Raw genomic sequence first — 23265 nt, 5'->3', positions numbered from 1 at the left:
CAGTCTCAGCTCAGGAACCGGCTCACGTCGAAGCCGCTTTCCGGCTGGCGAGCCATGCAGCCCAGCCGCCGAACACGGTGATCTCGTGTGCGTCCTGCAACGCATACGGTTCGCAAATAAAGCCTTTGACCTGCCTGCCGTCGGCAAGTGTCACGGTACCAATGCCCAGCGGCGCCGGCACACCCGCAACGAATGAGCCGAATGCGGCGGCGGGCACATCCCAGAGTTCGAGTTGAATGGCCGAGCCGCTGTCGGATCGCAGCAGTCCCGGTTTCGGCGGCGTGGTGTTCGCAAGCGAGAAGAGGCGGTAGTTGGCTGCGGTCGTCGTACTCTCCACGAAGAGCGCGCCGCGACTCGTCAGCTCGTGATTGAGCGGCATCCCTCGCAGATGCGCGCCGACTACCGCAATGCGGATCGTGCTGCGGGTCTCGTCGATCGCTGGCTCGGGCGTGTGCCCGGCGCGACTCGGCGGTAACGGCAGCCCCGTTGCTCCGCGCAACAGGCCGGTGGATGCGTGCCATTGCGCAGCGAAGTCGGCGAGTGCGCGTTCCCGCCACGCGTCGGCGATCAAGGTGATGCCGAATGGCAAGCCGTCATCGCGCAGGTTTGCCGGTACTGCCACCGCGCTCCAGTCCAGCAGATTGACGAAATTGGTGTACTTGCCGAGATTGCTATTCAGACGCACGGGGTCCGCCAGCAACTCGGAAATCTTGTAGTGCGTCGGCGCGGTCGGGACGAGCAGTGCGTCGAATTGCGAGAGCATTGCATCGGCGCGGCGCTTGAGGTCGGCGAGTTTGTAGATCGAATCGAACGTGTCCGCTGCGGAGAACTCCTTCGCCTTGAAGATGATGTCGCGCACCACCGGATGAATTTCCGCCTCGTGCCGATCGGCAAATTCGCGAGTCGCCGCATAGCGCTCGGCCACCCACGCACCGTCATACAGCAATGCGGTGACTTCATCGAACATTGAAAAGTCGATTGGAACACAGGTCGCGCCGCGCGCTTCGATGTGTGCAATCGCCGCGTCGAAAGCACTCGCGGAGAGTTCGTCGCCGAAGAATTCCGGGTGCAGTGGCACCGCAAAGCGAGGCGTTGACGACACGCGCCAGTGGCGAACAGAGGCGGGCGCTTCGCGAGAGAGACCGTCGGCCAGATCGAGCGCTGCCGCTGTGTCGTACACGAGCGCTGCGTCGTCGACGGTGGTTGCGAATACCGACACGCAATCGAGCGTGCGGCAAGCAGGAACGACGCCGGTATTGCTGAACGCGCCGCGAGTCGGCTTGAGTCCGACGATGTTGTTGAGGCCCGCTGGTACGCGTCCGGAGCCGGCGGTATCGGTTCCGAGCGAAAAAGGCACGATCCCGCGCGCCACGACCGAAGCCGAGCCCGAACTCGAGCCGCCGGAAATGTACCCGGGATCGAACGCATTGGTCGGTATGCCGTAAGGAGAGCGCACGCCGACGAGGCCGGTTGCAAACTGATCGAGATTGGTTTTGCCGATGACGATCGCGCCGGCATCCACCAGCCGCTGAACGACGGTTGCACTGCGCTCCGGCGAGTACGCGAATGCGGGACATCCGGCCGTGGTCTCGAAGCCGGGTACGTCGATGTTGTCCTTGGCGGCAAAGGGCACGCCGTAAAGCGGTAGTTTCGTCAGATCGCCGCCGGCCGCTGCAAGCTTCGCGTCGAGGCGTGCGAGTTGCGCATCGAGTACGGCTCGTGTCGCGATTGAAATCCAGGCGGGGTCGTCTGGCGTGAGTTCGCGAATCAGTTCGCCAAGCAATAACGCGGGCGTAGCGCCGCCCTGATAAGCGTCCTGCCAATCCGAAATCGTCCAGCCGAGCATCTCGTATTCCTTCTTGTGTACAAGTTTGGAAAACTGCATTCAAGAGTTGTGCCAACGACGGCGCCTCCTGTTTTAACGTCGTAGCAGGGGGTTACGGGTTCCGGTTGCCCGAGAACGATGCACTACTGTGGCGCGAGATGCCCGATCGGTGGGCGTGAAACCGCTGGTGGTGCGAGCGGCGGAAAGACTGTGCTTATCGCCGTCCGCAGTGCGGATCGGTGACGCAAGCGCGCTGTTCCAACGCACGACTTCATCTCTGCTTCACCACACAATCAGCTTTTCTAATGGTGGCCACCCGCTAATTTGTCTAGGTCTCGGTGTCACTAGACTCGTCTGCGTCGGATATCGACGATCTGTTGGTCATTCCACCTTCAGCACGCGCATGACTCAGTATTAGATTGTTTGATACTGTCACTGCACCTGCTGTTTTCTTGAATCTGACTCTCTACACTGGTTTTCAGGGCGGCGAACGACGCGCCTCGATAATCAAAGTCATAGGAGACGAAAGTGAGCAACCAGGTATTGCTAGAGGATCTTCCTCTGCGCCGCTTCCATTTGCGCGTAGCGTTCAGCGGAACGGGCGGCCAGTTCAGCGACGGCTTCGTGCTGGGGATCATCGGCATCGCGGTGAGCATGGCCTCCGGATCGCTTCATTTGACGCCGCTGTGGATGGGGCTGCTCGGCGCGGCATCGCTGGCGGGTCTGTTTCTCGGTAGCATGTTTGCCGGTCCGATTGCGGACAAATACGGTCGGCGCACCATCTTCGCATTCGACATGCTGTTATTCGCGATCATCTCGGCGGCGCAATATTTCGTGACGTCACCGGCGCAACTGCTGGTGCTCCGGCTGCTGCTGGGATTGATTCTCGGCGCCGATTACGTGGTCAGCAAATCGCTCGTGACCGAGTTCTCGCCGCGCCGCTATCGTGGCCGTTTGCTCAGCGTGCTCGCCGCTGCATGGGCTGCAGGCTATGTCGGCGCGTACATCGTCGGGTTCGTCATTCGTGACATCGGCCCCGACGCATGGCGAATCATGCTTGCGGCGAGCGGAATCCCGGCATTGCTGATTCTGCCGTTTCGACTTGGCGTGCCGGAGTCGCCGATGTGGTTGATGAAACGCGGGCGCAGCGACGAGGCACTCTCCATCATTCGCGGCAAATTCGGACCCGACGTGATCCTGTCCAAACCTTCGGCGCTTCCTTTGCAACGGCGCGGCGCCTGGTCTGAACTGTTCTCGCCGCGCTGGCGCAAGAACACGCTGGTCGGTTGCGTGTTTTACACCTGCCAGGTCATTCCGTATTTCGCGCTGGGCACGTTTTCGCCGAAGGTACTTCAGGCCCTGCAGGTGAAAGACAACTTTGTCGGGGGCCTTGTCTATAACGCGCTGCTTTTTGCTGGAGCCATTGTCGGTCTTCTGATCGTCGACAAGCTATCGCGGCGCGCATTCCTCATCGGCACGTTCTACCTTGCTGCGGTGAGTCTCGCTGTACTGGCTTACGCGGGTTTCGGGCCGCTTGGAACCATGCTCGCATTTGGTATCTTTGCCTGCATTCTGTCAGCGGCCGCCAATCTCGAGTTTGTGTATCCGCCCGAGCTGTTTCCGACCGACTTGCGTGCGTCCGGTGTTGGACTCGCGGTTGCGGCGAGCCGCTTTGGCTCGGCGATCAGCACGTTCCTTCTTCCGGTGGCGATGCACAACGTCGGTATTCATTCGGCACTGGGCGTATGTATCGGCGTACTGGTGTTCGGTGGGGTGTTCTGCCACATCTTTGCGCCGGAAACGGGGAGTAAGAACCTTGCGGATATGAAGCCCGATCAACGTGACGAAAGCGACGCGCGACAAGATGCATTGGCGACGTCATCCAGAAACAACGTTTAGAAGAGCCCATCATGTCGCCGAACAAGCCAATCGATATGCACGCAGTACAAGTCTTCGTTGCAGTTGCGGAGGAAGGCAGCATGTCGGGGGCCGCGGCGCGGATGGGTATTTCTCAGTCGGGCGTCTCGCAGATCATCCGGCAACTCGAAGACGAACTCGGCGTCGTACTCGTCAATCGGACCACTCGTCCGCTCGCGCTGACGCCGTTCGGCATCGCGTTGCGAAACCGCGGCGCGATACTGAACGAGGAAATCGCGAATCTGAAGGCTCAGGTTGTCGAAGCAGGGCAAGGGATCAAGCCCGACCTGCGGATTGGACTGGTCGATTCGTTTGCGGCGACCTGCGGTTCGGTCTTCACCAAAAGCCTGCTGGGGAAAGTTTCGCAGCTTTCCATCCGCACCGGATTGAGTCCTCAACAGGGCGAGGCGTTGTTACGGCGAGATCTGGATCTCATCGTCACGAGCGATGCGCTGATGGATGCCAACGACGTGGTCCGCTACCGGCTTTTTTCAGAGCGATATCTCGTCGTCACGCCTAAAGACTGGCGTAAGTCCGTCAAGACGGTGGACGACGTGCGGGCGCTCGCGAATTCGCTGCCGATCGTACGCTTTAACCGGAATTCGCAGGTCGGCATGCAAATCGAACGCTACCTGCGCCGAATCGAATTGCGTATGCCGATCCGTCTGGAACTCGATAACGCCGATGCGCTGACTTCGATGGTTGCCGAAGGTATTGGATGGGCGGTGACTTCGCCGATGTGCCTGCTGCAGGGCGCGGCGTACGCAAGCCAGGTCGCCACGCATGTGGTGGAGAACCTTGGACTGGAACGGTCGCTTTATCTCGTCGCGCGGCGCGACGAGTACAGTGCGTTTTTCGAAGAAGCATGCGAGACGGCGCGCGAGGTGGTTGAAACATCTTTCCTGCCCAGACTGAAAGCGCTGGGCCGGGGTATTGAAGAACTGGTCAATGTTGGTGAAAGGAACTCACATGAATAAGCTTACGCACGCCGAATCGCGAACCGAACACGACTATGTCGGCGACGTCGCGATACCGGTGGACAAACTGTATGGGGTCAACACGGTGAGAGGTGTCGACAATCTCACTGTGTCCCCGCTCGGCATCGCGCACTATCCTGAGTTCCGTACGGCGTTTGCGCAATGCAAGTGGGCGGCCGCACTCGCGAATTGCGATAACGACGGGCTGAGTGCGCAGCAGTGCGATGCGATTGTGGCGGCGTGTCAGGAAGTCATTGCAGGACGGTTTGACGATTCGCTTATCGTCGATTTGCTGGAAGGTTCTGGCGGCACCTCGACGAACATGAATTTCAACGAGGTCATCGCGAATCGGGCGCAACAGCATCTTGGGCATGCAGCCGGGTCCTATGAAGTGATCCATCCCAATGACCACGTCAATCGTTCGCAATCGACAAACGACGTTTATCCGGCCGCTCTGAAAATTGCAACGCACGCGATGCTCGGACCGCTGATCTCGGAAGTTCAGCAGCTTGCCGCGCATCTGGACGGCAAGGCGACGGAGTTCGCCGACGTGTTGCATCTCGGCCGCACTTGTCTGCAAGATGCGCAGCCGATGCGATTGGGACAACTTTTTGGCGGCTACGCGTCGCTCGCCCGACGTCTCGCGGAGGAACTGGCGGCTGTTCGCGACAAGCTACGCACGCTCCCGCTCGGCGGCACCGCGATTGGCACGGGGTTCGGCGCACCGGCTGGTTACCGGTCGGCGGTCTATCTGCACCTGTCACGCGTTGTCGGCGTGGAGTACGTTGCACCGTCAAACCCATTCGACGCGATGCAGAATCTGGACGTGTTTGCTCGCGTTTCGGGCGAACTGCGTACCTGTGCAGCGTCTCTCGCGAAGATCGCGTCGGATCTCACGGTGCTGTCGTCCGGGCCGGTGGGCGGGCTGGGGGAATTGCGTCTTCCTGAAGCTCAAGCCGGTTCGTCGATCATGCCGGGCAAGGTCAACCCGGTCTTGCCGATGGCGATGATCCAGTTGAGCTTCGCTGTGATCGGCAATGACGTTGCCGTGGCGCAAGCGGTTCAGTATGGAGAACTGGAGATCAATCACTTCGAGCCCGTCGTCGCGTCCCGTGTGTTCGATAGCATCATGTTGCTGACAAACGGCATCCAGCGGTTCACGCAAAAGTGCGTTGCCGGCATCACAGTCGATGTCGAAAAAAATGAGCAGCATCTGATGAATTCGATGGCCGTCGCCACCGCACTCGTGCCCAGACTTGGCTACGCTCGTGTGAGCAAACTGGCTCGCCAGTCTGTTGCGGAAGGGCGCCCGCTGCTGACCATTCTGGAGGAGTCCGGCTTGCTGACCAAAGCCGACGCGTTGGCGGCGATTCAAACGGCCTCGCATCCGGTTTTCGACGTGAAACCAGGCACGACAGGACAACGATAGAGAAATGATAGAAAAATGCTAGGAAGAGAAGAGCTTATCGGCTTGCTCAAGCACGGTCGCATTGAGTTCGCGTGCGAATACCATGAACCGGTGAGCAATATGGCGGAATCGGGCGCGCTCGAACTCTCGCTCGAAGGCGCCCGCTGCAAGAATTTGCTGCTTCAGGACAAGAGCGGTCGCTACTATCTCGTCATGACGGCCGCGAACAAATCGCTAGAGTTATCGGCGGTTGCGAATACGTTGCGCAGCAAGCGTCTTTCATTCGCTTCCGCCGATCGCCTGTGTGAACTGCTCGGTGTACGGCCGGGCTCGTTAAGCCCGCTTGCGTTGGTGAACGACGCGTCGCACGAAGTTCACCTCGTAATCGACGAAGACCTGCGCAATGAGTCGACCTTCCTGTTGCATCCGCTCGATAGTGCCGCTACCGTCGCTTTGACGAAACGGGACCTCGAAGCTTTTCTGGAGAGCATTGCGCATCCACCTGCGTGGACGTTCCTTGCGGCACGGACGTGAACGATTTTTCGTGAGCGCTTGTCTCGACGCGAACCCTGCCTTACTTCTGCACGCCGGTCGCTTCGAGAATCAGATTGGCCACTTCAGTCGGATGCGAAATCAGCGACACGTGGCTCGACTTGAGCTCGATCGTATGCGCGTGCATCCGGTTCGCCATGAAGCGCTCCAGATCCGGATCGATAGTCCGGTCTTCTGTCGATACCGCATACCAGGTCGGCTTGTCGTGCCACGCGGCGACAGTTGTCTTCGCCATCGTAATCGCCTTGCCGATCGGCTGTTGAACCGCATAGAACACTTCGGCTTCGGCCGTCGGCAGATCGCCGGCGAAGTCGTGCACGAATGCCTGCTCGGACAGCTTGCCGTAACCGTCGGTCGACCACTGCAGCCCCGCTGACGCAGGCGCGGCCTTGTACTTTTTCGTCAGCGCCGGATAGTCTTCGCCGGCATCCGGCGCGCGTGCGGCGATGTACACGAGACCCGCCACCTTGGGATCGTCACCCGCTTGGCTGATCACCATGCCGCCGTACGAGTGTGCGACCAGCAGCGTCGGACCGTCCTGTTGCGCAAGCGCGCGCTTGACCGCATCCACGTCCGCGTCGAGCGAGGTCGTCGGATTCTGCACCGCCGTGACGTGCAGGCCCTTTGCCTGCAGCAGCGGAATCACTTTCTGCCAGCTCGAACCATCTGCAAACAGCCCGTGAACCAGCACGACATTCCTGATCGGCGCGGACGGGGCCGCGGCGTTGTCCTGCGCGAACGATGTGGTTGCGCTCAGCAACGTGGCGCAGGCGAAACCGGCGAGGACGAACGAATTCAACTTCATGAGGACTTCTCCGAGGTGTGTGAAGGATCGGGTTCGCGGATCTCGCTCAACCGTTGCGGCGAGTCGATACGGACGAACCATACCCAGTCGGTTATCCGGTCGATGCTTACGACTGCAAGCGGACGCTGGATGCTGGTGTATGAAGGGGCAAACACGGTCCCGGAGCAAACATTCCGTTGGCTGAAAAATTTTTTAAGCGGTCGCGGCGCGCGCCGGCATTCATCTGGATATGCCGCTTTACGCGCATCCTTTCGCTTTCTTTCGCACTCTTTTGATGCGATGCCGCCCCAATGGGGTGCTTCGGAAAAAACGTTTCCTGGAATGCTTCAGATTGGCCTGAGCGCGCCGATATGCTCTCTGGGCCTGTCAGGTTCGCGGCGAACCAACGGATGGTCGGCCGACGCACTGGTTGAACAAAGGATGTTGAAAAATGCGATTGTTTGCTCCCGGCATGGCGTTGATGAATCGACTGAAAATGTCGAGGAAGCTCGTAGTGCTTGCTCTCCTATTCTTACTTCCGCTTTCCGTCTGTCTGTTTTCCATTTTGCGCGAAGACGCGAACGCATATCGAGCCACGCAGCAGGAACTCGATGGCGTGTCGTTGCTCGAGACGAGCCAGGCGTTGATCAAAGCCGTTCAAAAACGACGAGGCGCGAGCGGCGCTGTTATCGCGGGTAATGAAGCGATGCGGGCGACCTTCGATTCCGCGAATGAAGACTCCGCCAGATTGATGAGCGCATTGCAGAATCAGGCCAGGTCGACGCAGACGTTCTCGATCGCGAAACAGGTCGACGCGCTATCCGATCAGTACGCGAAACTGGCGGCCATGCCGCTTAGTGGAGCGGGCAAAGACGTTTTCGACGCGCACACCGCATTTGTGCGCGCGATCTTCTCTTTCACCGGCGATCTCGCGGACGCTTCGCAACTGTCATTGGACCCTGCGGCGCAGACCGATTACCTGATGAACGCCGTTGCATTTTCGCTGCCGAGTCTCGCGGAAATGGCGGCGATTGCACGGGGTAAAGGCGCCACGGCATTGAGTCACGGAAAGTTGAGTCCGAACGACGAAGGCGCGTTGGGTGTGCACGCCAGCTTGTTGCGGGACCAGATGGAGACGGTGCGAGGAGATTTGCAAAGAGCGCAACTCGCGCTCGCGAACACAGCGCAGGCCGACGATATTCAGAAGCTGAGCTTCAATGATTTCGATGACTTCGGAAAGGTGCTCAGCGATCTTGCCGCCGAAGGCCACGATACCCAGTCGCTGGATGGCGCCGGTTTCTTCGCATTGGGAACTCGGGCAGTCGATTCGATTTACGCCGCGCATGGAAAACTTGCGGTGATGTTGCGCAATCTTTTGACTGAGCGAGCCCAATCCGACGCAGAGCACTTCGTGCTCATGTGCGTGGTCAGCGGCACTTCGGTGGCGCTCGCGCTCTATCTGTTCATAGCGTTCGCGTTTCAGACCAATCGTGACGTCGCGGAAATTGCAGAGAGCATGAGGCTGGCAAGCGCGGGCGACCTGCGGCATCGACTGGCGGTCGACGGCCGCGATGAACTCGCCTCTGTGCGAGACCAGTTGAACAAGCTTCTCGTGTCGCTAGGCGCGGCCATCGCGACGACAAAGACGAGTGCGGAGGCGGTACTCGTCGGCAGTGAGGAGATCGCTTCCGGCAATCTCGACCTCTCGCGCAGAACGGAAGAACAGGCGGCCTCGCTGGAGCAGACGGCGGCCAGTATGGAAGAGCTGACGTCGACCGTTCGTCATAACGCCGATAACGCAAAACGGGCCGGTGTGCTGAGTCGCGAAGCGTCGACGAGGGCGAGTAACAGTGGGGAAGTCATTTCGCGTGCGGCAGCCGTCATGGACGAAATCGGCAAGCGCTCGACCGAAATGGCCGACATGATATCCACGATCGAAAGCATCGCTTTCCAGACGAATATTCTGGCGCTCAACGCTGCGGTCGAAGCCGCGAGAGCCGGTGAGCAGGGCAAAGGATTTGCGGTGGTCGCAGGGGAAGTCCGCACGCTCGCGCATCGGACTTCGACAGCCGCGAAGGACGTCAAGGAGATGATCGACCGTTCGTCGGAAAGCGTCACCGGCGGGACCCGGCTATTCAAAGATGTCGACTCGGTGATTCGAAGCGTGATCGAATCGATTTCAGGCGTCGACACGATCGTCAACGAGATCGCTCATGCTTCGACCCAACAAGGCGAAGGTATCGAGCAGGTCAATATCGCCGTGACCCAACTGGATCAGGCCACCCAGCAGAATGCGGCGCTGGTGGAAGAAGCGGCAGCGGCGAGCGCGTCGCTCAAGGAACAGGCGCGCCGAATGGAACAGGTTGTGTCGGCGTTCAAGGTGGGGGCGTGACGTTTCTGCGTCGTTCAATCCGCGGTTCGCTTCTGTGAACCGCGGATTGCCGCTGCTTAATCGTTGCTGTGCAGGTTCGTGTTCAGCCCGCCCCAGCGGGACGAATCGGTAGGCAGCACTTCGACTGCACCGGTCTGGCTGTTTCGGCGAAACAGCAGGCCGGATCGACCGGACAACTGTCGGGCCGGCACGACGTTGCCGTCGGGCAACTTCACTTTCGTACCGGCAGTGACGTACAGGCCGGCTTCGACGATACACTCGTCTCCGAGTGAAATACCGATGCCGGCATTCGCGCCGAGCAGGCTGCGCTCGCCGATGGAGTTCCTGCTTTTGCCGCCGCCCGACAGCGTTCCCATGATGGACGAGCCAGCGCCGACGTCCGAATTTTTGCCGACCGTAACGCCCGGCGTCACGCGCCCTTCGACCATCGACTCGCCGAGCGTGCCCGCGTTGAAGTTGACGAAGCCTTCGTGCATCACCGTCGTACCGCTGGCGAGGTGTGCGCCGAGCCGCACGCGATCGGCATCGGCAATCCGCACGCCTTCCGGCACCACGTAGTCCGTCATCCGCGGAAATTTATCTACCGACGACACCGTTAGATGATGGTGCTCGGACGCGAGCCGGTCCCGGAGGTCGTCGATATTGCCTGGGAGCACGGGACCTGCGGAGGTCCACGCAATATTGGGCAACAGGCCGAAGATACCGTCGAGGTTGATTTCGTTGGGCTTGACGGTTCTCTCGGAGAGCAGGTGCAAACGCAGGTAGGCATCTTCAGTCGAGATAGGTGGAGCGTCGAGCGATTCAATGACTACATCGACGAATTCACCCGCAATGACACCGACTTTCTCTGCAAGGCAACCGCGCTTTTTTGCAGCGCCAGAAGCGGGAAACCAGACATCAATGGTCTTGCCTGTAGCAGCATCACGGTACCGGTGGCCGGTTCGCTGAATAGCCATCGAAGAATCCTCTTGTCGACATGCGGCGATTGATCGGAAATACCGGGCCATCATAGCTGAACGAGGAAATGGCGGCGGCGAGGCCCGAAGGGCCGATTCTGGCGCGACGGGGAACTTCACCGGCGATGTACTGCGCAGCGGGCGTCATGGTTTTCCTTTACGTGCCGGCTGGCGTCTCCGGCCTGTAGCATGGAAACATACGGGTACGTACAATGCGCCCATGAGCACATCTTTCAACCGGCTGATTGACACGAACCAGGCACCGCAGGCGGTGCGCCAGGGCGGCTACGTGCTGGCGCACGCGGCCAACTCGACAGCGCTTTACGAGCACGCGGTCGAAGGTTTCATTGCGTTGCTCACGTCTTCGGTTCGCGCATGAGTTCCAGCAACGATTCCGTATCCTCCTCCGGCACCCCCGTGCGCATGGCCGACGTCGCGCGGCTTGCCGGCGTGTCGAAAATGTCCGTCTCGCGCGTTCTGACCGGCCAACACGTCAGCGACGAGACCCGCGCGCGCGTCATGGACGCAGTGCGCAAAACCGGCTACGTAGCGGACGCGGTGGCCGGCGCGTTTTCGTCGGGCCGCACCAATGTCGTCGCGGTCATCGTGCCGTCGCTGTCGAGCTCGAATTTTTCGGAGACCGTTCGCGGCATTAACGACGTCGTCGAAAAACGCAATCTGCGCCTGTTGCTGGCCAACACCGATTACCTGCTCGACAGGGAAGAAGCGCTCATTCGTGAGCTGCTGACCCATCAGCCTCGTGCGGTCGTGATCACCGGCGGCCAGCACACCGCCAAATCGCGTGCGATGCTCAAGCAGGCCCGCGTTCCGGTGATGGAGATATGGGAGATTCCCGAGCGGCCCATCGATCGGGTGGTGGGCTTTTCAAATGCGGATGCGGCTGCGGCGATGATGCGACATCTATATCAACGCGGGTATCGCCGCATTGCTTTCGTGAGTAGCGCTTCGCATCTCGACTTGCGCAGTATCGCGCGGCGCAACGGCTATCTGAGCGCGGTCGAGGAAGCCGGTTTTCACGAGCCTCGCGAAATCGCGCATACGGAATGGACCACCGACATGGCGCACGGCGCGGCGATGGGCCACGGCGGCGCGGCGCTCGAACAGATACTGCACAAGTGGCCGGACACGGACGCGATCATGTGCACGAGCGACATCCACGCGTTCGGCGTGATCATGGCGAGTCATCGGCGCGGGCTAGTCGTGCCGAAAGACATCGCGGTGGCGGGCTTCGGCGATTTCGAAGTATCGCGCCACTGTTATCCGACCATCACGACCGTCTCGGTCGATCCCTACGGTATCGGACATTCAACCGGCGAATCGTTGCTTGCCGCGATCGACAACTCGGAAGCACCGAACACGTCGCGCCGCGAAATCGCACGAGTGCGTCCTGCCCAGCAGGACGTGCCCGCGCTGATCCGCATTCCTTACGAGGTGATTCCCCGCGAAAGCGCGTGACGGTTTCGCGAGGCGATCATCGGCACAGTCAGCGGCCAGGTCAATGGTTATGCCGCGATTCGCCGCGCGTTTCGACGATGTCGAGATACCGCGTCGCCGGTTCGAGGCAGGCACCCGTGTCGTGCTGTCCCACCATGCTGCGATAGATCTCTTCCCACGGCGTCTTGTGGTGAAGCGTAATGGGCACGTGCAATTCGCGGCGGGTCGCCATTTCGTCGTCGGAGATCAATACGTTGACCTGGCAGCGCGTCAGATCGATTCGCAGCTTGTCGCCGGTTTTCAGCAGGGCGAGGTTGCCGCCTACCGCTGCTTCGGGCGACACGTTGAGAATCGACGGCGTCGCGCAGGTGCCGCTCTGCCGCCCATCGCCCAACGTCGGCAATGCCGTGATGCCCTGCTTGATGAGCGCCGCGGGCGGCTGCATGTTCACGACTTCCGCACCGCCAGGATAGCCGACCGGTCCGCAATTGCGGATCACCAGAACCGAGCGCTCGTCGATGTCGAGCGCCGGGTCGTCGATTCGCGCGTGATAATCCTCGGGGCCTTCGAATACGATGGCTTTGCCCTCGAATACGTTCGGGTGTTCCGGGTCGGACAGAAAACGCTTTCTGAATGCGTCGTCGATCACGCTGATTTTCATCACCGCGCTGTCGAACAGATTGCCCGTGAGCACGACATAACCGGCCGCCGGCTTCAGAGGTTGCTCATAGGCGCGGATCACTTCGCGATCCGGCTCGGCCACCGTCGCGAGATCTTCGCCAAGCGTTTTGCCCGTGACGGTACGCGCATCGGTATTGAGCTTGCCGGCATCGCGCAGCTCGCGCATCACGGCAGGCACGCCGCCCGCGCGATGAAACGCTTCGCCGAGGAAACGGCCCGCGGGCTGGCAATCCACCAGCAGCGGAATGTTCGGCCCGAGCCGTTGCCAGTCTTCGAGCGTATGGTCGACGCCCATGTGCCGCGCGATCGCCACCATATGGATCGGGCAATTCGACGACGCACCGAGCGCCGCCGCGGCCACCACCGCGTTTTCGAACGCGGCCTGGGTCATGATGTCCGACGGACGCAGATTCTCCGCGACCATTTCGACGATGCGCCGGCCCGTGCGATACGCGCTCCAGCCGCGCTCGCGATGCGGCGCCGGAATCGCGGCGCAACCCGGCAGCGACATGCCCAACGCTTCGGCGAGCGAATTCATCGAAAGGGCCGTGCCCATCGTGTTGCAATGGCCGGCGGACGGCGCGGACGACGACACTTCTTCCATGAAGGTTTCGTAGTCGATCTCGCCGATCGCGTGGCGCTTGCGGGCGTCCCAGATGACTGTGCCGGACCCCGCGAGCTTGCCTTTCCACCAGCCGTCCAGCATCGGTCCGCCGGACAGCACGATCGAAGGAATATTCACCGTGGCCGCCGCCATCAGACAGGCGGGCGTGGTCTTGTCGCAGCCGGTCGTCAGCACGACGCCGTCGATCGGATAGCCGTGCAGGATTTCGACCAGCCCGAGATACGCGAGATTGCGATCCAACGCCGCGGTGGGACGCTTGCCCGTTTCCTGAATCGGATGCACGGGAAACTCGAGCGGAATGCCGCCCGCGTCGCGAATGCCGTCGCGTACGCGCTTGGCCAGCTCAATATGATGCCGGTTGCACGGCGCGAGGTCCGAGCCCGTCTGCGCAATGCCGATGATCGGCTTGCCGGATTGCAACTCTTCGCGGGTGATCCCGTAGTTCATGTAGCGCTCGAGATACAGCGCCGTCATGCCGGGATCCGACGGATCGTCGAACCAGCGGCGGCTGCGCAGTCGTTTCCCGCTGGCGTCCTGACCGGATTCCGTTGCGGACGGCTGAATGCTTGCGGAGACGGGATTGTTGGTCTGTGTCATGAATGGATACTCGAGAACATTGATATGGGGCGAGTCAAAGCCCGGCGAGATGAGCGGTGAATTCTGTCACGAGCGGCTTGCCGTCGAAGAATGCACGCAGGTTCTCGCGCACGAGTTGCGCCATCGCGGCGCGCGTTTCGACGGTAGCGCTCGCGCGATGCGGCTGCAACACGACGTTGGGCAACGTCAGGAAGCGCGCATCGATGGCCGGCTCGTTCCAGAACACGTCGAGCGCTGCGCCTTTGATACGTCCGTCGATCAGGTATTCGACGAGTGCGGGTTCGTCGATGATGCTGCCGCGCGCAATGTTGATCAGAAAGCCTTCCGGGCCTAACGCGTCGAACACGTCGCGACCCAATGCGCCGCGCGCAATCTTGTCGGCCGCCGCGCACACCATCAGGAAGTCCGAGTCGCTCGCGAGTGCGGCCGCATCCGAATAATAAGGATAGGCAACGTCGTCGAATCGTGCGCGATCGTGATACGAGATCTTCATATCGAACGCGACTGCGCGACGTGCGACCGCGCGGCCGACTCGACCCAGGCCGAAAATGCCGAGCCGCTTGCCGAACATCCGCGACGCGAGTGCAATAGGGCGTTTGCCCCACTGTCCGGCACGCACGACGGCGTCGTTCTGCGGGATCTCCCGGGCAACCGACAGCATCAGCGCCATGCCCAGGTCGGCTACGTCTTCGGTGAGCACATCCGGCGTATTCGTGACACGAATGCCGCGCCGCGCGGCATGCGCGAGGTCGATCGCATCCACCCCTACGCCGTATGAAACGATCACTTCGAGATTCGGCAGCGCGTCGATCAACGCGGCATCCGCGCCGGATTCGCCGTTGGTGGCGAGCGCACGGATTCGGGGCGCAAGGCCTGCCAGATAGGCGTTACGGTCCTCCGCAGCGGGCAGCAGATGCAACGTGAACTGCTCGGCGAGCAGCGCCATGTCGGCGTCCGGATAAGGGGAAACGACCAGTATCTCTGTCTTGTGCATCTGCATCTCCTTGTGTTAGATTTTGTTCGTGGTTACCGATAACCAAGTTTAGCCCAAGCCACGCAAGTTGGTAAGCCGTTTCCGTAGAACGCAACAAAAAAAGACAGCAGCAGAGTCTTCACGCACCGCCAAGAGTGCGAACTCCGTCCGGCACGTCGCCACGCCGGACGAAGGGGTAACGATGACATATGCGATGACACATGCAGGAATCAGGAGACAGACGACATGACGCCCCACAACAAGGCTGTGACACCAGCCAACGCGCTCGCCGGCTCCCCGCGGCACGGCGCCGGAGAATCACCTGCTGCTCAGGTGTCGACGCGGCAATTGCGGCGGGCAATTCTGACGAGCGCGGTGGGCAGTGCGCTCGAGTATTACGACTTCGCGATCTTCGGACTGGCCACGGCGCTGATCTTCAGCCGTGTTTTCTTTGCGACGCTCGACGCGCATGCCGGCCTGCTGGCGAGTTTCGCCACGTACGGCGTGGGTTTTCTCGCGCGGCCGCTCGGCGGATTGTTCTTCGGCTCGCTAGGCGATCGCAAGGGCCGCAAGTTCGTGCTGCTGCTGACCATCGCGATCATGGGTATTTCCACGACACTGGTCGGATTGCTGCCGGCGGGCCCGCTGGGCGCCGTCGGTCTCGTGCTGCTGCGTTTGACTCAGGGTTTCGGCGCGGGCGCGGAACAGGCGGGCGCTTCCACGTTGATGGCGGAAGTCGCCCCCGTCAAGCGGCGCGGCTTCTATGCCGCGTTGCCTTTCGTCGGTATTTTCGCGGGCTTCGGCATCGCGGCCGCGACCTTCAGCATCATGCAGCACTTGATGGATCAGACCACGTTGCTCGCCTGGGGCTGGCGTATTCCGTTCCTCGGCAGCATCGCGCTGATCGGCCTCGCGTTATGGATTCGTTTGCGCTTGCGTGAAAGCCCCACTTTTGCCGCGCTCGAAAGCGGGCGCAAGGTCGTGCGTTCTCCCATGCGGCTCGTGATGAAAGAAGCCCGCCGCCCGGTACTCGCCGCCGTGCTGATGCGCTTCGCCGAGCAGGGCGGCTCGACCATCTACACCACCATCGTGATTGCGTTCCTGAGCGGCACGGTGGCGGCACGGCATGGAATCGCGTCGACGGAACTTGCGCGGATGGGGACCACGTGCGCGCTGATTGCCACGCTGTCCAGCGTCATCACCACACCGATGTTCGGCGCGTTGTCGGATCGCTTCGGCCGCAAGACCGTGTATCGCTGCGGCGCGATCTTCATGCTGCTGTGGTCGGTGCCCTCGTGGTGGATGGTCAACACCGGCGAGTTCATGTGGGTCGCCATCGCGATGTTCGGTGGACTGGCAATCGGCGCGAACAGCATGCTCGGTGCGCAGTGCGCGCATTTCGCGGAACTGTTCGGCAATCGCTATCGGTACTCGGGCGTGGCGTTGTCGAGAGAAATCGGCGCGGTGCTGTCGGGCGGACTGGCGCCGATTCTCGGCATCTATCTGATCGGACTTGCCGGCGGCGCGTTCTGGGTGATGGGTGTGTACACCGCTGTGCTGTCGGTGTTCACGCTGATCGGCGTGAGCCTGTCGAAGGAAACGCGCGGGCGCGATCTCACCGATCTGCAAGACGCCATCCACTAGTGCCAATGCATCGCTGCACAATCAACTTTGAAGAGGAATGTCGCAATGGGTAATCGCGTCGCAGGAAAGATCGTGGTCGTCACGGCTGCGGGAAACGGAATCGGTAAAGCGTCCGCACTCATGCTCGCCGCCGAAGGCGCGCAGGTCTGGGCTACCGACGTGGACGACAACGCGCTGGCGAAACTGAAGGACGAAGCGCCGGACGGCGCACACATCGAAACCAGCAGGCTCGACGTGCTCGACAACGCCGCAGTGCTCGCATTCGCTTCGCGCGTGGGCCGCATCGACGCGCTTTTCAATTGTGCGGGCTATGTGCACGATGGCAATATCCTGAAGTGCACGGAAGATCAATGGGACTTCGGGTTCGATCTGAATGTGAAGTCGATGTATCGGACGATCCGCGCATTTGTCCCCGCGATGCTGGAGTCCGGTCAAGGCGGATCGATCATCAACATGGCTTCGGCCGCATCGAGCGTCAAAGGCGTGCCGAACCGGTTTGTCTACGGTGCCACGAAGGCGGCGGTGATCGGCTTGACCAAGGCCGTCGCGGCCGATTTCATCACGGCGAACGTGCGCTGCAATGCGATATGTCCGGGTACGGTTGAATCGCCTTCGCTGAATGGGCGCATTGCGTCGCAGGCCGCGCAGAGCGGTCAGGATCCCGCGCAGGTGCGTGCCGCATTTGTCGCCCGGCAGCCGATCGGGCGAGTAGGGCGCGCGGAAGAAATCGCCGCGTTGGTCACGTATCTCGCTTCGGATGAATCGTCGTTCACCACCGGTGCGATCCACGTGATCGACGGCGGCTGGTCGAACTGAGCGTGAAGCATCTTATAGACATTGGAGTGAAGCATGAACAGAAAAATTGCTCTTGTGACGGGCGCGAGCTCCGGCATCGGACGCAGCGTCGCGCTCGGCTTGCTGGACGCCGGTTATCGCGTCGTGCTCGCCGCGCGCAACGCCGCCGCGCTTGACAGCGTAGTGGAGGAAGCGGGACCGGACGCGGCCTCCCGAACGCTGAGCGTCAGTTGCGATGTCAGCGATTCCGAATCGGTGCGTCGTCTGTTCGAATCCATTGAAGCGAAGTGGGAGCGGCTCGATCTGCTGTTCAACAATGCGGGCGTTTTCACGCCGCAATGTTCGATCGAAGACCTTCCGTACGAGCAGTGGACCCAGGCGGTGAACGTGAATCTAACGGGCGCGTTTCTCTGCACGCAGCGTGCGTTCAGATTAATGAAAAACCAGTCTCCGGCTGGTGGCCGGATCATCAACAACGGTTCGATTTCCGCGCATTCGCCGCGCCCGCAGGCGGCAGCCTATACGGCAACGAAGCACGCGATCACCGGCCTGACCAAGGCGACTTCACTCGACGGACGCCGCTACAACATCGCGTGTGGTCAGATCGATATCGGCAACGTGGTCAGCGATATGAGCAACCTGATGGCGCAAGGCACGTTGCAGGCCGACGGCTCGCTGATGGTGGAACCGCGGATGAAAATGGACAACGTGGTGCGCGCCATTCTGTACATGGACAGCCTGCCGCTCGAGGCCAATGTGATGTTCATGACCGTGATGGCGAGTCATATGCCGTTCATCGGGCGCGGCTGAACGTGATGATGCGGCGCGCGCCGCGCTCTTCAGGAACGCAAACATGTTAATGCGTTGTGCCTTTTTCAAAGGGCGTATCAAGCCCGGCATGGAAAGCCGCTTCTACCGTCAGGTGGAAGACAAGCTCGTGCCGCTGTGGACGCGTTTTCCCGGCGCGAAAGACGTGCGGGTCATTCGCCAGCGGCATAGCGACGTGGACGATCCCGCCATTCCGCTTGCGATCGCGATGCTGTTCGATAGTCAGGACGATATCGACGCGGCACTGGCTTCGCCGGTTCGACGCGAAAGCCAGGTCGAATCGCGTGTGCTGATCGACATGTTCGAAGGTACGGTTTTTCACACCGTATTCGACGCGCAGGTGTTTCCGACGGGAACGTGACGAGACGTGGGCCGTAATAAGACAGAAAAGTAGAACTGATATCGTTAGCGCTTTCTTCTTTGCGCACGCGTCATCATTTCCATCGACATGTCCCAGACGATCCCGCTTCACAACAACCCAGATTTCTACAGCTTGCTTGCCGACAGCTATCTGCGGCTGCTCGGCCGGCCGCTTTTGCCGCAGCCCATGCCGGTAGCCGAAGCCACCGAATGGCTTTATGAAAGCGCACCTTTTGCCGTGCTCGCGCACAACACCAACCCCGATCCGGTTTTCATTTACGGCAACAAGGCCGCGCAGCGCCGCTTCGGATATGACTGGGATGAAATCACCCGGCTGCCGTCGCGGCTCTCCGCGGAAGCGCCGAATCGCGAAGAGCGCGAGCAATTTCTCGCACGCGTTCAGCGGCTCGGCTACGAGACGGGCTATAAAGGCGTGCGGGTCACCAAGTCAGGCGAGCGCTTCATGATCGAGGAAGCCACGCTGTGGCAACTGTTCGACGCGGACGGAAAACTGCACGGCCAGGCAGTCGTCATTCCGCGGACGCGAGATATCTGAGCCCGCCGCTTATTCCGATTCAGAAGAACGCGCCGGTGGGCGGCAAGTGCCCGGTCAGCAGGTTCTGCCCGAGCAGCCGCTCTTTATAAAGCCTTGGATTGTGCGAGGCAATCACCTTGATATTGCGCCAGTGCCGGTCCAACGCGCCCTTGCGCGAAACGACCGAGCCTGAACCCAGGTCGATCAGCCAACTGGCAATCTGCGGCGCGAGATCGTCGATCACGACTTTGGCTTCCGCCGCCGACAGAGTGGCGGCGAGCGTGGTCTCGTACTCGTCGCTCGTTCCGTAGTGATTCCACGCGAGTTGCAGCGCCGCGACGGCGCGATCCACCGTCGCCTCCACGCTTGCCGCGTAAGCGCGGATGCGGCCGAGCAATGCTTGCAGCGCAGTTTCTTCCGACGGATGCGCTGCTTCGCCGTGATAGAAGTTGCGCCCACGAGTACGCAAGACCTCTGCGGCGTCCAACGCCACTCGCCGCACGATGCCCGCAATGCAGTTCGACAGATAGACCTGATGGAACGTGTAACTCCACGGCGCGGCTTCGTCAGACTTCGGCGGATCAGGCGGATAGACATGGTCGGCGGGCACGGTCACCGCGTGAAATTTCGCGGTGCCCGAGCCTGTCAGCCGTTGACCGAATCCTTGCCAGTCGTCGTCATTGCCGACGCCTTCGCCGCGTTCCAGCACATATTGCACGGTTCGACCCGCGCGGCTTTCCACGGCGATGCCGACGAATGCGTCGTTGTACAGGTTGCCCGTTGCGTAGACCTTCTCGCCCGATCCCACGTACGTGTGCCGGTTTTCGTCCCATTCGAGCCGGGTCAGGACCTGGCCTGGGCGAGCACCGGCTGCGACTGTGTCGGTTTCGGTAAAACTGAGGCCGACCGTTTTCTTCTGCTTCGTCAGGTCGAGGACGTGCGCATGAAAGGGATGATCTTGCCGTCTGAGTGCGGCTTCCACTTGCCACAGATGATTGCGAAAAGCGTGAGCGATATTCGAATCCGCTGCGGCGATGTCGCGCGCTACGGCGAGAAGCTCGCTCAACGAAAGCCCCGAGCCTCCTGCATCCGCCGGCAGCCGCAATGCGCCGAAGCCGAGCGCCTTGAGCGTCGCGATCTCCTCGTTCGGCAGACGATGTGCGAGTTCACGCTCCGCCGCGGTCGCCGCGATATCGGAGATAGTCGCGGCGAAACCCAGCGTGACGGACAGCGGTGAAACGAGTTTTCCCGCACCTCCGTTGGCGCCGACATGGATCCCCGCGTGTGTGTTTGCTGCGCTCATCGCCTGATCCTTTATACCTTGATGCTGTAATCCGCGACCTTGATGCGCGAGTTGATGATCTTGCGTTCCGCGAGCCAGTCGGCCGCGCGTTGGAACTGCGCGATGAAAGCGGCGTCGTCCGGTTCGTGGAATTGATTCACGCGTTTGAGGCTGGCCAGATAGTCGCGCACCTGATCCGGATATTTCGCTTCTCGCTGCACGAGTTGCTCGGATTCGACGGAGTGCGCAGACTGCCATGCACCTTCGACGTAATATGCGTCCAGCACCGCGCGAATCAGTTCGGAGTTCTCCTCGGTGAATTTTCGACGCGTCACCAGCGAGCTATAGTCGATCAGGAAGTCGAGGTCGCGTCCTTCGTTGAAGATATCCTTTGCGTCGTTCGAGAAGCGCGCGATATCCACGGCCGGCGACCACATCGACCACGCGTCGACTTTGCCTTGCGCAAATGCAGGCGCTGCATCGGGCGGATTCAGATAGACGAATTCGACTTTGCTGCGGTCGACGTGATGCTTCTCCAGCGCGGCGATCAGCAGGAATTCGCCCAGCCCCGAACGATTGACGGCGACCTTGCGGCCCGCCAGATCGGCGACCGAATTGATGCCGCTCGTTTTCTTCACGATGATCGCAGTCGAGCGCGGGGAATAGACGTCGAATGCGTTGAACACGATCGGTGAGCCGGCCAGCATCGCGGCCAACGCCGGTGTGGTCGACCCCCAGAAGCCGAAGTCCGCGCTGCCGCCCACTACCGCCTGAATCGACGGTGCATGATTCGGAAACGGTCCGCCCCATTCCACCTTGATGCCCTTTGCTGCGAGCGTCTTTTCGAATACGCCGCGTTGTTTCGCGATGTCGGGCAGCGCGCCATACCCCCAGCCGATGCGCACCGTATCCGTGTTGCGCGTGAGTTTGCGCGGCTCGGCTGCCCGCACCGGCAACAGGCTGCTCGCGGCGACGCCGGCCAGCAGGCCGCCCGCCGCGCGCAATAGCTGGCGGCGGCTCAACGATGAATCATTCATTCTTTTCAGGTCCTTGTCATGCAGGAAAACGCTCAGTGAGACTGAACGCCCAGCTCTTCGAGCAGGGTGGATCGCAGTTGCTGCGGCGTGTGGTTTTTGGGTTCGAACGAAGCGGCGATGCGTCCCGAACGCATCACGAGAATTCTGTCCGCGAGAATCAGCGCCTCGTCGACGTCATGCGTCACGATCAGCACACCCGGGTGATGGCGAGCAACGAGTTCTTTCACGAGCCCGTGCATTTTTATTCGCGTAAGCGCGTCGAGCGCCGCGAACGGTTCGTCCAGCAGCAGGAGCACCGGATCGCGAACGAGCGCGCGCGCCAGCGCCACGCGTTGCGCCTGACCGCCCGACAGATTGCGCGGCCAGTCGTCCTCGCGACCTGAAAGTCCGACTTCGGCCAATGCACGAGCCGCGCCGGCCCGGCCGATCGTGGTTTCATGGCCGAGTGCGACGTTCTCCCACAACGTAGCCCACGGCAGCAGACGATGCTCCTGGAACACGACCGAAGGACGCTCGGGCGCATTGATCTGTCCGGCGTCCGGCTGATCGAGTCCTGCCAGCGAACGCAGCAGCGTGGTCTTTCCGCATCCGCTTTCACCCAGCAGCGCGACGAACTCGCCCTTGCGAATATCCAGATCCAGCGCCTCGATGACGACACGCGCGCCATAGCTGCGTTGCAGTCCACGAACCGATACGGCGAGCGGCGAATGAGCGGCGCGCTCGTCGTTGGATGCGGGAATGTCGAAACCTCGGGGCATTGCAATGCTTCGGCTCACTTCTGCGCTCCTTTGGCGTAATTCGCGTGCCACGCGAGGAAATGGCCTTCGAGCGAACGCACCAGCGTGTCCGCGACGACACCGATGATCGCGTAGATGATCATCGTCAACAGAATGACATTGGTTTGCAGGAATTCGCGGGCATCCATCGCGAGAAAGCCGATCCCCTTCGTTGTCGCAAGCGTCTCGGCGATTACGAGAGCGAGCCACGCATGAGCGAGTGCATAACGGACTCCCGTGAGAATCGACGGCATCGCGCCGGGCAGGATGATTCTGCGCACGACCGCGCTCCAGCTGAGCCCGACTACCTTGGCGAGCTCCATCAGCTTCGGATCGATCTGGCGGATGCCGAGCATCGTGTTGATATAGATCGGGAACAGCACTGCGAGCGAGACCAGAAAAATTTTCGCGACTTCGCCCACGCCGAACCAGACGATCACGAGGGGCAGCATCGCGAGGAAGGGGACTGCGCGTACCATCTGGATCGAACGATCGAGAAGCGCCTGTGCCAGCGGCGAGAAGCCGACCACGATGCCAAGCGCAAGACCGATGATGCCGCCGATCACAAAGCCGGCGGCGGCGCGCAATAGCGAAACGCCAAGGTGAACGAACAGATCGCCGTTTCTGGCGAGATCGAATGCGGTGACGGCGACACTGCTTGGGGCGGGGAGTACTTGCGGCGCGACCAGTCCGAGGCGCGCGACCGCTTCCCAAAACACCACCACGAAAGCGGGGACGAGCCAGGAGAGCCATCTGTACAGTACGGTTTTCGACGCTCCTGAATGCGTTCGTCTCGAAGAGACATAGCTGTTGCCGGAGGAAGTTACGTCAGCCATGCCAGTTCCAATTTAACCGTGAAAAGAGAC

21 protein-coding genes are annotated in these 23265 nt (G+C 61.0%); 12 read left to right on the top strand and 9 right to left on the bottom strand.

What is annotated here, in order from left to right; translation table 11 throughout:
• Window positions 1–22 precede the first annotated feature (22 nt).
• Entirely contained in the window at window positions 23–1885 is a 1863-nt protein-coding gene (gene atzF / locus PQQ51_RS03765) for an allophanate hydrolase (RefSeq protein ID WP_408494953.1), read from the bottom strand.
• Between the two features lie 468 nt (window positions 1886–2353).
• On the opposite strand from atzF, the gene PQQ51_RS03760 reads away from it, so the two are divergent.
• Genes PQQ51_RS03760 through PQQ51_RS03745 form a run of 4 tightly spaced genes read left to right on the top strand, consistent with a single transcriptional unit; the run spans window position 2354 to window position 6661 of the window.
• Entirely contained in the window at window positions 2354–3724 is a 1371-nt protein-coding gene (locus PQQ51_RS03760) for an MFS transporter (protein WP_408494951.1), read from the top strand.
• A gap of 11 nt (window positions 3725–3735) precedes the next feature.
• Window positions 3736–4719 carry a LysR family transcriptional regulator gene (locus PQQ51_RS03755; protein WP_408494949.1) on the top strand — a complete coding sequence of 328 codons (984 nt, stop codon included), beginning with the start codon at window positions 3736–3738 and terminating at the stop codon, window positions 4717–4719.
• Window positions 4712–6148 (top strand): aspartate ammonia-lyase, encoded by a 1437-nt coding sequence (locus PQQ51_RS03750; protein WP_408494946.1) that lies wholly within the window; start codon window positions 4712–4714, stop codon window positions 6146–6148. Before PQQ51_RS03755 ends, PQQ51_RS03750 begins: the two co-directional genes overlap by 8 nt.
• 15 nt (window positions 6149–6163) lie before the next feature.
• The gene (locus PQQ51_RS03745; protein ID WP_408494944.1) at window positions 6164–6661 is read left to right on the top strand and encodes a prolyl-tRNA synthetase associated domain-containing protein; all 498 of its coding nucleotides are present in this window, start codon (window positions 6164–6166) and stop codon (window positions 6659–6661) included.
• A gap of 40 nt (window positions 6662–6701) precedes the next feature.
• Here the strand turns inward: PQQ51_RS03745 and PQQ51_RS03740 are convergent, their stop codons facing one another.
• Window positions 6702–7484 (bottom strand): alpha/beta hydrolase, encoded by a 783-nt coding sequence (locus tag PQQ51_RS03740; protein ID WP_408494942.1) that lies wholly within the window; start codon window positions 7482–7484, stop codon window positions 6702–6704.
• A 493-nt stretch (window positions 7485–7977) separates the two neighbouring features.
• On the opposite strand from PQQ51_RS03740, the gene PQQ51_RS03735 reads away from it, so the two are divergent.
• A complete protein-coding gene (locus tag PQQ51_RS03735) occupies window positions 7978–9855 on the top strand; it encodes a methyl-accepting chemotaxis protein (protein WP_459252341.1) in 1878 nt (625 codons plus the stop codon).
• A gap of 56 nt (window positions 9856–9911) precedes the next feature.
• Here the strand turns inward: PQQ51_RS03735 and PQQ51_RS03730 are convergent, their stop codons facing one another.
• Complete coding sequence (locus PQQ51_RS03730) at window positions 9912–10811, bottom strand: tetrahydrodipicolinate N-succinyltransferase N-terminal domain-containing protein (protein WP_408494939.1); 900 nt, start codon at window positions 10809–10811, stop codon at window positions 9912–9914.
• 220 nt (window positions 10812–11031) lie between these two features.
• Here PQQ51_RS03730 and PQQ51_RS03725 point away from each other — a divergent pair, with 220 nt between their 5' ends.
• Complete coding sequence (locus PQQ51_RS03725; RefSeq protein WP_408494937.1) at window positions 11032–11190, top strand: hypothetical protein; 159 nt, start codon at window positions 11032–11034, stop codon at window positions 11188–11190.
• A gap of 44 nt (window positions 11191–11234) precedes the next feature.
• Window positions 11235–12287: a LacI family DNA-binding transcriptional regulator gene (locus PQQ51_RS03720; RefSeq protein ID WP_408495189.1), complete on the top strand. Its 1053-nt coding sequence runs from the start codon at window positions 11235–11237 to the stop codon at window positions 12285–12287.
• 40 nt (window positions 12288–12327) lie between these two features.
• On the opposite strand, the gene PQQ51_RS03715 is transcribed toward PQQ51_RS03720, so the two are convergent.
• Window positions 12328–14169, bottom strand: coding sequence for an IlvD/Edd family dehydratase (locus PQQ51_RS03715; protein ID WP_408494935.1), 1842 nt, complete (start codon window positions 14167–14169; stop codon window positions 12328–12330).
• Window positions 14170–14203: 34 nt separating this feature from the next.
• Complete coding sequence (locus PQQ51_RS03710; RefSeq protein WP_408494934.1) at window positions 14204–15163, bottom strand: 2-hydroxyacid dehydrogenase; 960 nt, start codon at window positions 15161–15163, stop codon at window positions 14204–14206.
• Window positions 15164–15388: 225 nt separating this feature from the next.
• Between PQQ51_RS03710 and PQQ51_RS03705 the strand changes: the two genes are divergently transcribed.
• The 5 genes from PQQ51_RS03705 (at window position 15389) to PQQ51_RS03685 (ending at window position 19325) form a co-directional block, all read left to right on the top strand.
• Window positions 15389–16786 carry an MFS transporter gene (locus PQQ51_RS03705; RefSeq protein ID WP_408494933.1) on the top strand — a complete coding sequence of 466 codons (1398 nt, stop codon included), beginning with the start codon at window positions 15389–15391 and terminating at the stop codon, window positions 16784–16786.
• A 45-nt stretch (window positions 16787–16831) separates the two neighbouring features.
• Complete coding sequence (locus tag PQQ51_RS03700; RefSeq protein ID WP_408494932.1) at window positions 16832–17602, top strand: SDR family oxidoreductase; 771 nt, start codon at window positions 16832–16834, stop codon at window positions 17600–17602.
• A gap of 33 nt (window positions 17603–17635) precedes the next feature.
• Window positions 17636–18391: an SDR family oxidoreductase gene (locus PQQ51_RS03695; protein WP_408494931.1), complete on the top strand. Its 756-nt coding sequence runs from the start codon at window positions 17636–17638 to the stop codon at window positions 18389–18391.
• 43 nt (window positions 18392–18434) lie between these two features.
• On the top strand, window positions 18435–18770 hold the full coding sequence (locus tag PQQ51_RS03690) for a putative antibiotic biosynthesis monooxygenase (RefSeq protein WP_408494930.1): 336 nt from the start codon (window positions 18435–18437) through the stop codon (window positions 18768–18770).
• A gap of 87 nt (window positions 18771–18857) precedes the next feature.
• A complete protein-coding gene (locus tag PQQ51_RS03685; protein ID WP_408494929.1) occupies window positions 18858–19325 on the top strand; it encodes an MEKHLA domain-containing protein in 468 nt (155 codons plus the stop codon).
• A 19-nt stretch (window positions 19326–19344) separates the two neighbouring features.
• Here PQQ51_RS03685 and PQQ51_RS03680 read toward each other — a convergent pair whose 3' ends face one another.
• The 4 genes from PQQ51_RS03680 to PQQ51_RS03665 are packed head-to-tail and all read right to left on the bottom strand — an operon-like array spanning window position 19345 to window position 23235.
• Window positions 19345–20607 (bottom strand): acyl-CoA dehydrogenase family protein, encoded by a 1263-nt coding sequence (locus tag PQQ51_RS03680; protein ID WP_408494928.1) that lies wholly within the window; start codon window positions 20605–20607, stop codon window positions 19345–19347.
• 11 nt (window positions 20608–20618) lie between these two features.
• The gene (locus PQQ51_RS03675) at window positions 20619–21623 is read right to left on the bottom strand and encodes an NrtA/SsuA/CpmA family ABC transporter substrate-binding protein (RefSeq protein ID WP_408494926.1); all 1005 of its coding nucleotides are present in this window, start codon (window positions 21621–21623) and stop codon (window positions 20619–20621) included.
• Between the two features lie 32 nt (window positions 21624–21655).
• Window positions 21656–22381 carry an ABC transporter ATP-binding protein gene (locus PQQ51_RS03670; protein WP_408495187.1) on the bottom strand — a complete coding sequence of 242 codons (726 nt, stop codon included), beginning with the start codon at window positions 22379–22381 and terminating at the stop codon, window positions 21656–21658.
• A gap of 14 nt (window positions 22382–22395) precedes the next feature.
• Window positions 22396–23235: an ABC transporter permease subunit gene (locus tag PQQ51_RS03665; protein ID WP_408494925.1), complete on the bottom strand. Its 840-nt coding sequence runs from the start codon at window positions 23233–23235 to the stop codon at window positions 22396–22398.
• Window positions 23236–23265: the final 30 nt, after the last annotated feature.

Origin of the sequence: Paraburkholderia xenovorans, from assembly GCF_046030735.1 — a bacterium.
In the GTDB taxonomy this organism is placed as follows: Bacteria; Pseudomonadota; Gammaproteobacteria; order Burkholderiales; family Burkholderiaceae; genus Paraburkholderia; species Paraburkholderia xenovorans_A.
The sequence above is the reverse complement of the archived record's forward strand: the minus strand, read 5'-3'. Positions and strand labels throughout refer to the sequence as shown.